Source organism: Nitrosospira sp. Is2, from assembly GCF_033095785.1.
Taxonomy (GTDB): domain Bacteria; phylum Pseudomonadota; class Gammaproteobacteria; order Burkholderiales; family Nitrosomonadaceae; genus Nitrosospira.
On record NZ_CP137134.1, the window covers coordinates 1,043,412 to 1,056,424 of the forward strand.

The following is a 13,013-nucleotide window of genomic DNA, read 5'->3' on the forward strand; positions in this document are numbered from 1 at the left end:
CGGGATGTAAGTGGAAATCAAACTGATCATGCAAATTTGCAGTAGTCCATCCAGTACTTAGCTGGCTTCCAGTCTTGAGCCTACTGTCTGCAGAGCAACTGGAGAGCTTCGGGCGCACTTCCCGTCTTGTCGACTTTTCCATGCGAGTGCCGCAGCATAATTATCAGGCGCCTTGATGGGCCAGGCGCTTACGTCCGCCCACTCTGGCTGGTCATGCACAATTTCATAACCCGCGTTATCGCGAGGAAGGATCGAAAGCACTTGCAAGTGCTGGGAAATCCCCAGCCCCAGCGCCTTAAGCACCGATTCTTTTGCAACCCAGCGGTCAAAGAACGCTTCAGTTGTCTGCAGTCCGGACCGGCGCTCAAGCGGCGAAAAGACGTGCATACTCAGCTCTTCGATGTCGAGGTCGCGGTCGCGACACTCGATATCCACCCCAACTTGGCCGCTCGTTGAAAGTGCGATCAGCGCGAAGCATCCCGAGTGCGAAATATTGAATTCGAGTCCCCAGTTCCCAACTACGCTCGGCTTTCCATAATCGTTGACGAAGAACCGTAGCTTGTCCGGCAGCACGCCCGTCCGGGACGACAAAATTTGCCTGAGCGCCGCCCGCGCCATAACCGAACGAACCCGGTCTTCGTGCCTGCGGAACCGCAACGCATGTGAACGCTCATCGCGATTTAACAACGCCAAATCTCGCTTCGATAAAGGCATGTTCAAATCTAAGGGGAGCAGCCACACTTCGATGCCAGGGGGAACCGACTCAGGCAGAGGTAAGCGCCGCATCGGATATCTCGACGGTTTCACCGGCCAGGCGTTGCACCAGGGTGGAAAGAAACACCTCTTCCTGCTGCCGGATAAAGAAGTGGCCCCCGTCGAACCAATTCAAGGAAAATTCCGCGGTGCTTTCGTACCGCCATGCTTCCAGTCTGGATGGGAGAATCTCATCGGCGCGTCCCCCGAAAGCGTGAATAGGTATCGATAGCGGCGCTGACGCCTCGTAGCGGAAGCTTGCGCAGACACGAAAATCCGAGCGGAGCAAACTCAATGTCATGGAAAGCAGTTCGGGATTCTCGAACACCTCCTCGGGCGTCCCGTTCTGTTTCCGCAATTCGGTGACAAGTAGCGCAGCGGAGTCTCTATTGGCATAACGCCTCCAATCCTGTTGAGACGGGGCGGCGCAAGCCGATACCAGCAGTGCCAGGGGCATCTGCCGCTTTCTCATGCGCAGGCAATGTGCAATCCGGTACGCCAGCAGGGCCCCCATGCTATGTCCATAGAGCGCATATCGCTGCGGGGGATCATTCTCCAGTTCATCACACAAGCGCGCAGCCAGCGCATCGAAGCCCTCTTCGGTCGACTCATGCAAGCGTCCACCACGGCCAGGTAGTTCGACCGGCTCGATCTGCACCCAGGCCGGAAGTCTGCGGCGCCAACGTAGGTACGTGACCGCACTTGCGCCAGCACAAGGCAGGCTGAAAACAGTCAGGGAAGGGGGCATTATCGCCCGTCCACTGTAGACGGTCCGTCCATGAAGCGCCTCAGACTGAGCGGACGCATATCGGTCCATGTCTTCTCGATATATTCAAGGCAGGTTTTCTTATCGCCTCTTATTCCGACATCGTTCCAGCCCCCTGGAACCGCCTTCCAGTCCGGCCAAATTGAATATTGCTCCTCATGATTAACCAGAACTCGAAAAGTCCCATCTTCGCGGTCAAAACAACTCGTCATCACTTTTTCCTTTTAAGCAAGTAATTCCAATCGAATGATTAGGAATGAGTCTTAATCGTATTTAGCTAGACGAACGAGGATGTGAAGAATTCAGAAATAAATGGACGAGGTCTTGCGGGAGCGGCGAAATAAACTCGGCAGGAGGCGCCGGGCCGAATCTCATTGCTCATCCAAGCACGCTAACCTGGCAGCTTTCCCAGGTCATAGGGTGCTTGGGAGAACGCGATCAACAATCAGAATAATAATTTATCCGGCGAAACGGTCAGACGATGATGGGGGTTGACACTATTCATCCCCTGAAGGAGGATTGGAGGGCGGGACCAGCCCGGTGAGCAACCAGACACGCGCAGCCTCTTCATAGGCCTCCCGGTGAGACGGGTGCGCCTTCAGCCACTTCGATAATTCTTTCAGATCGGCCGGGTTCATCGTTCCGTGGGTGCGCATTACCCACTCGACCGCCGTTCCCCACACCTGATCTTGCCATTGCGGATCTGTCACAACATCTACGGTTACAACGATTGGGGTTCGATTATCCGAGCCTTGGATTCATCGATTTCGGTCCGCCTGCGACGGCCAAAACGGGATCAGTATAGCGGATCGCGGCAGATTGGAAAACGCGATTAGGAACGAAGAACAGCGCGGCAATGATCCATCGCTTCGTGAATCAGGATATTTACCAGAGATGTCGAGATATTCAGCTCCGCGGCAATGGTACGATGGGTTTGCCCTTCCAGCCGATGGAGTTCGAAAACGCGCCTCGTCCGTTCCGGAAGTTCGGACAGGGCTGTGGCAATCAGCGTAAGGTGCTGACGACTGATTGCGATAGCTTCAGGCAGTCCGGTATGAGCAGCCACATGAAGTCCATCATCCTCAGCCTCGAAAAGATTCATTTCGAGCGAAAGACGCCGATGATGGTCGATGGCCAGATTGCGCACCATCTGGTACAGGTAGGCCAGCGGTTGCTTGATATCAAATACCGCAGCCGCTTCTGAAACCTTGAGGTAGGCGTCCTGCACCACATCTTCGGCACGCTCGGGATTTCCCAGAATCTTCAGCGCCGCCCAGCGCAATTGCGACCGATGAGCCATGAATACTTCCCCCAGGTCAAGCTGTTTCTCAACAGTCATCCCCCGCACTCCTGCAAAAGCTTATAATAACAAAAACGAGAACGATTCGTATTATCATATAATAGTTTTTCTTTTACAATATGGATAAGTCCGGGTTCAGTTGGGATCGAGCTTTTCCAAGGACAGTTCCTAATCAACGCAAAGTATGGAAGGTATGAAGTGCCACAGCTCCTCGCGCTAACCCTTTTGTCGATCGTTCTGGTATGCGTTGGCGGCTGCTGGACAATACCGCAAAGGCACGTCTCGGATGTTGGAGCCGCAATTCCTGCGGAATGGGGCGCAAATCGCGAAATCTCTCGACCGGCACCCCAACATTGGGTGGAAACATTTGATGACCCCAACCTGAGCGCACTGGTGCAAAGCGCTCTGGCCAACAACTACGACCTGAAAGCAGCGGCGACACGGCTGGATGCCGCCATCGCTCAGGCTCGGATCGATGGGTCCGGTCTATTTCCTCAAATATTCTTCACCTCCGATCATCAACAAGTACAGGTTAGGGAAGCAGGATTCGGGTCAGCAAGGTTCGGCGTCTTCGATGCCATCTTCAGCCTCAGCTGGGAGCTGGATGTATGGGGCAGAATCAGGGATGTCAGGCAGGCCGCCCTTCTGGAGGCCGGTGCGGTAGCGTCGGATCTTAACGGCGCGCGGCTTTCCCTGGCGGCGAGGATTGCGCAAAGTTATTTCGAGCTGACCGAGGCGAGGCTTCAGTCAGAGGTAGCGGAGCAGTCGGTCAAAGACCGGCGCACAATTGTTCAGCTTGTACGGGGACGTTTTGCGCGGGGCATAACGAACGCGCTTGATTTGCGCCTCGCGCTTACCGACCTTGCCACCGCCGAGGCGGAGCTCTCGGAGGCCCGCAACCAGATCCAGTTGATTAACCGCCGGCTTGAGGTGCTGCTTGGGCGTTATCCGGCAGGGCGCCTGACCGAAGCTTCGACACTACCGGAGCCGCCATCGGGCCTCCCCTCCGGATTACCGTCCGAACTGTTGGAGCGGCGGCCCGATCTTGTCGCTGCTTTCGACCGCCTGGTAGCAGCCGACTCCCGAGTGCAAAGCGCAAAAAAACTTCTCTTGCCACGGATCGTCCTAACCGCCGCGGGAGGCACGCGCAGCACAGCATTGACCGATCTGGTCGACCCCCGCGCGCTCGCCTGGAATGTTGTAATAGGCATGATGCAGCCCCTGTTTACCGGCGGCCGCATTCGCGGCGAGATTCAGCTGAACGAGGCCCGTGCGGAGGAAGCGCTGAACCTTTACAAAAGCACGGCGCTAAACGCATTTCGCGAAGTGGAACAGGTACTGGCTGCAGATGAATGGTTGCGGGAACAAGAAAAGGCATTAAGGCAGGCCGTTGAACAAACAGAGGCGAGCCGCAAGCTGGCCGTCTACTCCTACCAGCTTGGTATGATCGAAATTCTCACGCTGTTGGACAGTTACCGCAGCACATTGAATGCGCAAAGCGCTCATATTTCTGTAAAACGGCAGTTGCTGAATAACCGAATCAATCTTTTTCTTGCATTGGGAGGCGGCGTTTGATAACAGAAATCTCTGAACCCAACGACTTTTTTAGCAGGAAAAAAAAGCGGTCCAGGAACGCGGCGGCGACGAAGATTCATTGCGGAAAAAAGGGTAGGACAAACATGGCCGGCTTTACCATTAGCCACCGGATACCTTGCATGCGCAGCGGTCAAGTGTCCGTAACACTGGTCGAGCGTTTCAGGGACAACTCGTCCAATAGCTCCGCGAAAACATGCTGAAAAACTTTAAAAGCAAAGCTGCGCTGAAAATCATCGCCCCCGTCGTTGTGGTACTGACGGGTATCAGTATTTCGTGGGCCATCGTAGTCCACAAACCGCAGCCAACGTCACAAATACTAAATGATGAAGCGCCGCTGGTGCAGGTCGTCAAAGTTGAACCGCAGACCGTCAAGCTGAATATCCGCTCTCAGGGCGTGGTGGTGCCTCGCACCGAGATTGATCTGGTGCCGGAAGTAGCCGGCCAGATCGTTCAACTGCATCCGAGTCTCGTAGCGGGAGGATTCTTTGAGCCTGGGGATGTACTGATAAAAATAGATGCGCGCAACTACGATTATGCAATCGCTGAGGCGCATGCCCGCATTGCCGAGGCGGAACGCCAAGTCATGACGGAAGAAGCGCAGGCGGAGCAGGCTCGCAACGAATGGCACTCGCTAGGGGAAGGAGAACCCTCGGCTCTGACCTTGCGCCAGCCGCAATTGGCTGAAGCACGTGCAAAATTGAAAGCCGCCGAGGCCGATCTGACCAAGGCCCGCCTGCAGCGTAGCCGATGCGAGTGGCGGGCACCCTTCGCCGGAAGGGTCAGGGAACGGCATACTGGTCTCGGACAATATGTTCAACCCGGCGAAAAACTGGCGCGCATCTATGCCATTGACGTCGTCCAGGTGCGCCTGCCCTTGGCGACCGATCAGTTCACCTACTTTGATCTGCTGCTGGCCCACCGGAAAAGCAAATCAGAGACAGGTCCCAAAGTCATTTTTAGCACCCACTTCGCGGGGGCGATGCAGTCGTGGGAAGGACACATCGTCCGCGCTGAAGGCGCCTTGGATGAAGAAACGGGCCTTCTACATGCGGTCGCGGAAGTACGAGATCCGTATACGGTAAAAGCAGGCCAATCCCCGCTTATGCCCGGGCTGTTCGTAAATGCGGAAATCGAGGGTAGAGATCAATCCGATGTATTCGTCCTGCCCTCCGGAGCAGTCAACACCTCTCATAAAGTGTTATGGGTTGATAGAGAAGACCGCCTGCGTATCCGCCAGGTAAGTATCCTGCGCCGCGAGCCCGACCGTGTTCTGGTAAAAAGTGGTCTTGACACTGGAGATCGCGTCGTCATCTCCGGGATTCAGGTGCCTGTGGAAGGAATGAAGCTACGGCCGGAAATCGTGTCACCCGGATTGACGTCCGCAAAGACGCTGGCGGATACGTCGATGCCTGACCAAGCAATGTGATGAATCTTTTCTCCCTCTCCCCCTGTCACTTCCCCTCGCCGCGCCCCTGCGAGGAAAAACCAAAGTGAGGCCGATACTTTCTACCGTGCCGCCCTCCGGCTTGGTCGCCTGGTTTGCTTCTAATCCGATTGCCGCCAATCTGCTAATGCTACTCATCCTCATCGGCGGAGGTGGCAGTCTGTTGCTCATGGATAAGGAAGTATTCCCTCGATTTACGCCTCACCAGATCGACGTCAAAGCTGTCTATCCGGGAGCAGGTCCACTGGAAATCGAGGAGTCGGTTTGTGTCCGGATTGAAGAGGCCATTTATAATTTATCTGGCGTAAAGCGACTTAAAACGGAAATCATAGAAGGCGAATGCACCGTCAAGGTCGTTATCCTCCCCGATCACGATAAAAACCAGGTAATGAACACGATTCAGGGACGTGTTCAAGCCATACCCCGTCTGCCCAAGGGGTTGGAGAGGATCGAGGTTCTTCCAGGTCATCGCATCGGGGATGACGGCGTTATCTGGGTAGCATTGCACGGACCTACCGATGCCCTTACGCTGAAGCGTCTTAGCGACCGTATTCAGGGCGACCTGTCCCAGATCCCGGGTGTTACTCGCGCGCACAACTACTATGACCTTCCCTATGAACTCGCTATCGAGGTTTCATCCGAGCGGTTGCGCCAGTTTCGTGTATCGCTCAACGAAGTCACCGAAACGATAAGGCGCGCCTCGATAGATCTACCCGGCGGGGTAATAAAAAACCCGATGGGGGAACTGTTGCTTCGCGTCAAGGGTAAAGCGCAGGACAACGTCTCAGTCGGAACCCTGGTGGTGAAAACCAACACGGACGGCAGCCGGGTACTACTCCGTGACGTGGCAGAGATCAAGGACGGTCTCGAGGAGCGCCTGTCGGAATGGCACCATAACGGAGAGACTGCGCAGGGCTGGGAGATTCACGCCGAACGAGATACGGTTGAAGTGGCACGGCGGGTCAAAGCATACGTGTCGGAAATGCAAACCCAGCTGCCGCCTGGAATAGGGCTTATTAGCTGGTGGGACGATTCTCAAGCCTACGAGGAACGCATCGGAACGCTGCTCGAGGATGGGCTGACCGGCTTTGTGCTCGTTTGCCTGATATTGACTTTATTTCTCGATTTCAAGGTCGCCATCTGGGCGGGTATCGGCATTCTGACGTCCATTTTTGGCGCATTCTGGCTCATGCCAGCGCTGGATGTGTCACTCAACATGCTATCCCTGTTCGGCTTTCTTCTGGCTATGGGTGTACTCGTAGATGACGCCATCATTATCGGCGAATCCATCCATGCGAAACAGGAAGCGGTAGTTGTTCCCGGTTCGTCGAAACAAGGAACTGAGGCAGCGTTCCTGGAAGCCGGCAAAAGAAAAATAGCGTATCTTGAGGCGGCGATTTCCGGTGCCCGCGAGGTTTCCTTGCCGGTAATCGTCGCTGTCATGATCGTTCTCGTCGCCTTCCTGCCCGGCTTGTTCCTGCCGGGATGGGCTGGCCAGATGATGAAGCCCATCTGCCTGGTAATGATTCTCACCCTCGTGTTTTCACTGGTTGAAGCACTTCTGATCTTACCTTCTCATCTTGCCACGCCCCCCAAACCGGTTGCGCTTACTCCACTGGCGAAGGTGCGAGCCAGCCTTAATCGCGGCTTAAAGCGTTTCATCCATGGTGTTTATAGACCTTTGCTGGAAAAAGCCCTGGCTTGGCGCTACCTCACCATTGCGACATTTGCCGTGATCCTGATGCTGGCCGCTGCGTTGGTCGCGGGCGGCTATGTCCGGCTTTCCCTACAGGCTGATGTAACGAAAGACAGCTTCTGGGTCGCTCTGAAATTACCCAAAGACCTTCCGTACAGTGAAACCCGCCGCATCGCAGAAAAAGTGGAACGGGCACTCCTGGAAGTTCGAGACAAACTGGACAGGGAAGCCCGAATTCGCGATCCTCATATCCAGCAAAGCGTCATCGTCGGAGTGGAAACCATCATCGCGGAACACGAGGCCGGTTTCTGGACGGAACTATCACCCACGGGACGAAAACATATTGTTGTGGAGGAATTCGTGCGCGAATGGCGGAAGCGCATTGGAGACATCGGCCGCGCCAAGATCGAGTTCCTGTATAAAGAGGGCGACCTCCCCTTCGATATGGAATTTGATCTGGGACACTCCGACCCAGCTGTTCTGTCCCTGGCGGCCGCCCAGTTAAAGCAAAAGCTGGCGGGCTACCCTGGCGTATATGATGTCATAGACTCGGCCGAGCCCGGCAAACCGGAAGTTCGTCTTCGAGTGAAACCGGAAGCGGAACACCTGGGCCTTCGTCTGGAGGATCTTGCCGAACAAACGCGGCACGCGTACTACGGGGATGAAGTGCACCGGTTCCAGAGGGGTCGTAACGAGGTAAAAGTAATGGTGCGCCTGCCTCGCAACGAGCGGGATTCCTTGCATGGCCTGTCCAGTCTTCCCATACGACTGCCCAACGGGGGTCAGGCACCTTTGGGAACCCTTGCCGAAATCGATCTCGTACCCGGCCAGTCCATGCTGATACGCCAGGACCGGCAGCGTATTCTCAAAGTTCAAGCACAGATGGATTCCAAGTTGACGGACCTCAATGCGCTCCACGCCAGTTTGGCCGCTGAAGAAATTCCACAACTCAAACGGCAGTTCCCCGGGCTGGATATCAATATCGGCGAAGAACGCCAGGAACAGGAAGATACTGCCCGCACCCTGATATTCTTAACCGCGATTGCTTTAACCTTAATCTATGCCTTGATCGCGATTCCCTTCGAGTCTTATGTAAAACCGCTCATCTTTTTAATGGGAGCCCCGGTGGCCTGGGCAGGAGCAGTGTGGGCACACTGGCTGATTGGCCTGCCGTTATCCATGGAATCTTTGGTCGGCATGATTGCGGCGAGTGGCGTGGTTGTAAACGACAGCCTCGTGCTCCTGGATTATGTCAAGCAACGAGAAGGGGCAACCGACGTATCTATGGCAGACCTCATCGTAGAAGCCTGCACCGCTCGGTTCCGGCCCATTCTGTTGGCCTTCCTCACTAATTTTGTGGGGTTTCTCCCCATTCTGCTGGAAACAAGCGAGCAAGCCCAGTTTCTGGTCCCGATGACCTTATCATTAACAGTCGGCCTGTTGATTGGAATGACTGCCAGCCTGATACTGACCCCGGTCAGTTACGCTATTTTAGATAAATCCCGACTTGGGTTTAGCCCAACTTCTACCGTACAGCCCAGGTAGCCCAGGTAATTCGATGCAAAAACTGGGTGCGTTCATATATTCTAGGAACGCTTATAGGAGGCCGAAACCCATGCCAATAAAGGCTTTGCGGGAAGCAATTGCCTACGCTGCTTTATCTGTAGCTTTGTTCCCAAGTGTCGTTGTAGACCCATAACTAACTCCCTTTTTGCAAGTTATCCAGAATTCCGAAAGGATTCAAGAATTAAGAACAAAAACCAGAACCAGCAGGGCCGCCCCCATACCCAGGAAATATGAAATGGCGACAAGTTTTCCTATTTTCATTATCGTCCTCTGTCGTTAGTTGAGCACAGGTATAGTAAAAGTACGAACAACTGTGAAAAAATTGTAACTTATTTGTTAGCTCTTTGTGAAGAGAGTGCTTTCTTGGCAACCAGTCCAGATTCCTTCTCTATTGATCCGAAGCTTGCGTAACAATCGCTACATGAACGCAAAACTAACCTCTTTATGCGCCCTGGCAGACAGGAAGGTTTCATACGAAGACCTTCATCAAGGACACTGGGAACTGGAGGACCAAGAATTACCACATCCTGTTAATGCCAGTCCTCCAGCTCCTTGCCCGTTATAATGGTGCCCCGATTAACTAATTGGAAACGGATTAAAAACATGACTAAAAAAGAACTCGTTGATGCACTGGGTGCAAAGACTGACTCCAGCGGCGCTGCCGCCGACCGCGCGGTAAGCGCACTGGTGGAAATTATTTCCGATACGCTGAGAAAAGGGGATTCACTGACGTTGCCGGGCTTTGGAACGTTCGAAGTACGTGAGCGTGCGGCACGAACTGGCCGCAATCCCAGGACCGGTGAGGAACTGAAGATTGCCGCATCGAGGGTCGCAGCATTCAAACCAGGTGTAGCGCTTAAGGCGGCGGTCAATGGCGGCGGAAAGTAACGACCACCGGCGGTAAAGCGCCATCAGTTTCAGGCGCTCCCGCTTATAGGCACTAGCAAGTGCTTGCCGTTGTTGCTCGGATCTGCCCGGTTCGCCGCCCGGGTCAGCTTTCCACCACGCGAACTGTCTGTCGGAATTGATCGGGTCTGCGCGATATGCGCGGCTGCCGACTGCCGTTTGGAGCAGCGCCAACCAAAACCGAACATGAGAAGCGCCAGGTTAATGGTTCAGGAAACAACATCAATGGTTGTAAGAGCGGCTTTTATCAGTATTATGAAATAATGAAAAAAATTTGTTCAGCCTCAAGCATTATGGAAGCGCAGATCATGCTCGATCTGCTCGACCACAATTGTATCTCGGCGAAGCTATTTAATGAGCATGCCCAGGGGGGACTGGGGGATATTCCGTTTACCCACGCTTATCCAGAGGTGTGGGTTATTCGGGACAGTGATTTTGAGCGGGGGCAAGCCATTGTTAACGAATTTGAAAAAACCCCGGTCGAGACCCGAGTAGTATTCTGCCGCGCGTGCCATGAGGAAAACCCGTTTAATTTTCAGGTTTGCTGGCAGTGCGGCGCCGGGCTTGAACTGCCATCATCGCGTGAAGGAAGGGTTTAATGATCATCGTGGCGGTGAGCGGAGTGCGGCCCTGTGCTCATGTTGGTATGCTGAGCCGCGGCCTCGCATGCATGATTACCGAGGCTGTTTCTTTCCATTTTCAGCCGACCATTCAGACCAACCCCTGCCGGGAACTATTCCCCTGCCGTCTCTGAGCATGTGCCGGAAGCACCTTCCAGTCAGAGACTTCTCAATTCGGGCGCTGTCCATAGTTTCTTCTTCACGAATAAGGCCATTACCATCGATGAGCTTGCGGACACTTGCGCCATGCTATTCGCGTTCTTGCATTCGGCAGCGGATAATAGATTCGTGGCCATCGTGGTAACTTTCCACCGTGATAAATTTTCTACCACGTAAATTACCACGGTTGGGGCCGGACTCAACAGGACGTTACCACGCTAGCCTGAATGATAAACAAGGATAGAAGCTAGGTATTTATTGGCTTTTAGTTACAGGAAGAGTTAGGACGTTGAGTTGGCGGAGAGGGTGTCCCCCAACCCTACATTCGTCAATTTCCACATTTGTTCTATAACCCGTTGTCTCATTTAATTATACCGCCCATTTCCGTCCACCCGCGTTCACTCAAGTTTGCTATAATCCATGTTTTTGGGTAAGAACAAGGGTAAGAACGAGGGGGACGGGTGTGGCGAAAACGACAAGCCTAATGATTGCCCGCCAGGTGGATACTCTGCCGGCAGGGTTCCACGCTGACGGTGGCAACTTGTACCTGCGGGTGAAGGAAACTGGTGCCCGTAGCTGGGTGTTCCGCTATAAGAAAAATGGCAAGGTTACCGAACTCGGTATTGGGTCAAGAAAGGACCGTACTCTCGCTCAGGCTAGGGACTTGGCGGGGAAAATGCGCACTGCACTCGCCGATGGCAAAGACCCGGTATCTGTACTCAAACAGAGATTCGAACTCACAGCAAAGACGTTCAGGGACTGCGCCCTTGAGTTGATCCAAATTAAGCGAGCTGGCTGGCGCAACGCCAAGCATGCCCAGCAGTGGGAAAATACGTTAGCGCATTATGCCTACCCCAGCATCGGATCGAAATTACCGGCCGATATAACCCTTCTTGATGTTAAGGCGATATTGTTACCACTCTGGGCAACCAAAACCGAAACAGCAACACGCTTGCGCCAACGTATTGAAGCTGTACTGGACTACGCGGCCGTCCATGATGGAATTGACCGGCGTAATCCCGCACGTTGGAAAGGCAACCTGGACAAGGTATTGCCGGCAGCAAGAAAAGTGACCAAGCGAGTACACCACGCTGCGGCCCCCTACCCCGATGTCCCTCGAATAATGGATGTCTTACGCGAAAAAGATTTTTTGTCCGCCTATTGCCTAAGATTTACCGTGTTAACTGCCACTAGATCGGGTGAAACACGGGGCGCTCTTTGGCGTGAGATGGACCTGAATGCCGGAATCTGGACGATACCAGGTTCGAGAATGAAGGCTGAGTGCGAGCATCGTGTACCGTTGTGCGATGAAGCGTTGGCCATATTGAGACTGATGCAGACGTGGAGGTTGGATGATGCTGAGAGGGTTTTTCCTGGATCTCGCGGCGGCCTGTTATCAGACGTTGCTCTAAATAAAACCCTTCATAGCGTTGCACCCGACGTGACCGTACATGGTTTTCGCTCAGCATTTCGGGACTGGGGCGCAGAGGCAACCTCATACCCCAGCGCGGTACTAGAATTGGCGTTGGCACATGTGAACCAAAACTATGTGGAAGCTGCTTATCAGCGAAGCGATTTGTTTGAGCGTCGAAAGCAGTTGATGGTGGAATGGGGACTTTTTTTAGCCGCTGATAGGGTCCGTTGCTAGGGAATAACCACTACTAATAGTCCTTTAAACTCCCCTCGTCCCCACATATCGAAAAAAAGGTTGAAAATCGCTGAATATCCATTTACAGTTCGTACTGGAGTTGCGGCACGCCAGCACGCGACCAACTCATTCGGCGAACGAATGAGAATAACAAGAATTTAGGACTACAGCTGAATTAGAACAGCCATAATAAATCCTCCTGATCGACGAGGAACGACGGCAGAATAGCGTATCGAGTGGTATTTAGCCGATACGGTATAGTTTCATTACATGGAATACCGCGTGCTGGCACTAATTCGCATCAGTTACAGCTGATGCGGTTGGTAATGTAATGTCAATATACCAGGAGGCTATAAATGCCAACAATTGTCGGTGCCAGACCGCGTTTCATCGATATCCCTGAAGCTTCTTCAATCACAAGCCTGGGCAGAACCTCCCTTTACAGCCTAATGGCTAAAGGCGAATTACGGCGGATTAAGCTAGGACGAAAAACTGTCCTTTTGGAATCCGAAGTAGTTGAATGGGTCACACATCGCGCCGCGCGGCGGGAGGTGTGATA

At 53.7% G+C, this 13,013-nt stretch carries 13 protein-coding genes; 7 read left to right on the forward strand and 6 right to left on the reverse strand.

Going from position 1 to position 13,013, the window contains the following annotated elements; all coding sequences use genetic code 11:
• Positions 1-57: 57 nt before the first annotated feature.
• The 5 genes from R5L00_RS04545 to R5L00_RS04565 form a co-directional block, all read right to left on the reverse strand.
• Positions 58-786: a 4'-phosphopantetheinyl transferase family protein gene (locus R5L00_RS04545; protein WP_317653557.1), complete on the reverse strand. Its 729-nt coding sequence runs from the start codon at positions 784-786 to the stop codon at positions 58-60.
• Positions 764-1,570: a thioesterase II family protein gene (locus R5L00_RS04550; RefSeq protein ID WP_317653559.1), complete on the reverse strand. Its 807-nt coding sequence runs from the start codon at positions 1,568-1,570 to the stop codon at positions 764-766. Before R5L00_RS04550 ends, R5L00_RS04545 begins: the two co-directional genes overlap by 23 nt.
• Positions 1,501-1,731, reverse strand: coding sequence for an MbtH family protein (locus tag R5L00_RS04555; protein ID WP_317653560.1), 231 nt, complete (start codon positions 1,729-1,731; stop codon positions 1,501-1,503). The genes R5L00_RS04550 and R5L00_RS04555 overlap by 70 nt, the downstream gene beginning before the upstream one ends.
• Positions 1,732-2,016: 285 nt before the next feature.
• A complete protein-coding gene (locus R5L00_RS04560; protein ID WP_317653561.1) occupies positions 2,017-2,229 on the reverse strand; it encodes a FecR/PupR family sigma factor regulator in 213 nt (70 codons plus the stop codon).
• 122 nt (positions 2,230-2,351) lie between these two features.
• Positions 2,352-2,858 carry an RNA polymerase factor sigma-70 gene (locus R5L00_RS04565; RefSeq protein ID WP_107693853.1) on the reverse strand — a complete coding sequence of 169 codons (507 nt, stop codon included), beginning with the start codon at positions 2,856-2,858 and terminating at the stop codon, positions 2,352-2,354.
• 159 nt (positions 2,859-3,017) lie between these two features.
• Here R5L00_RS04565 and R5L00_RS04570 point away from each other — a divergent pair, with 159 nt between their 5' ends.
• From R5L00_RS04570 to R5L00_RS04590, 5 genes are all read left to right on the forward strand, one after another.
• Positions 3,018-4,394: an efflux transporter outer membrane subunit gene (locus R5L00_RS04570; RefSeq protein ID WP_317653562.1), complete on the forward strand. Its 1,377-nt coding sequence runs from the start codon at positions 3,018-3,020 to the stop codon at positions 4,392-4,394.
• A 214-nt stretch (positions 4,395-4,608) separates the two neighbouring features.
• The gene (locus R5L00_RS04575; protein WP_317653563.1) at positions 4,609-5,841 is read left to right on the forward strand and encodes an efflux RND transporter periplasmic adaptor subunit; all 1,233 of its coding nucleotides are present in this window, start codon (positions 4,609-4,611) and stop codon (positions 5,839-5,841) included.
• A gap of 64 nt (positions 5,842-5,905) precedes the next feature.
• The gene (locus R5L00_RS04580) at positions 5,906-9,100 is read left to right on the forward strand and encodes an efflux RND transporter permease subunit (protein ID WP_317653564.1); all 3,195 of its coding nucleotides are present in this window, start codon (positions 5,906-5,908) and stop codon (positions 9,098-9,100) included.
• A gap of 624 nt (positions 9,101-9,724) precedes the next feature.
• Positions 9,725-10,009, forward strand: coding sequence for an HU family DNA-binding protein (locus R5L00_RS04585; protein ID WP_107693849.1), 285 nt, complete (start codon positions 9,725-9,727; stop codon positions 10,007-10,009).
• A 281-nt stretch (positions 10,010-10,290) separates the two neighbouring features.
• On the forward strand, positions 10,291-10,626 hold the full coding sequence (locus R5L00_RS04590; protein WP_317653565.1) for a DUF2007 domain-containing protein: 336 nt from the start codon (positions 10,291-10,293) through the stop codon (positions 10,624-10,626).
• A 75-nt stretch (positions 10,627-10,701) separates the two neighbouring features.
• On the opposite strand, the gene R5L00_RS15810 is transcribed toward R5L00_RS04590, so the two are convergent.
• Complete coding sequence (locus tag R5L00_RS15810; RefSeq protein ID WP_375136127.1) at positions 10,702-10,836, reverse strand: SOS response-associated peptidase family protein; 135 nt, start codon at positions 10,834-10,836, stop codon at positions 10,702-10,704.
• A 433-nt stretch (positions 10,837-11,269) separates the two neighbouring features.
• Here R5L00_RS15810 and R5L00_RS04595 point away from each other — a divergent pair, with 433 nt between their 5' ends.
• Both R5L00_RS04595 and R5L00_RS15815 read left to right on the forward strand, forming a co-directional pair.
• A complete protein-coding gene (locus tag R5L00_RS04595) occupies positions 11,270-12,454 on the forward strand; it encodes a tyrosine-type recombinase/integrase (RefSeq protein WP_317653566.1) in 1,185 nt (394 codons plus the stop codon).
• Positions 12,455-12,810: 356 nt separating this feature from the next.
• Positions 12,811-13,011: a helix-turn-helix transcriptional regulator gene (locus R5L00_RS15815; protein ID WP_411555589.1), complete on the forward strand. Its 201-nt coding sequence runs from the start codon at positions 12,811-12,813 to the stop codon at positions 13,009-13,011.
• Positions 13,012-13,013: the final 2 nt, after the last annotated feature.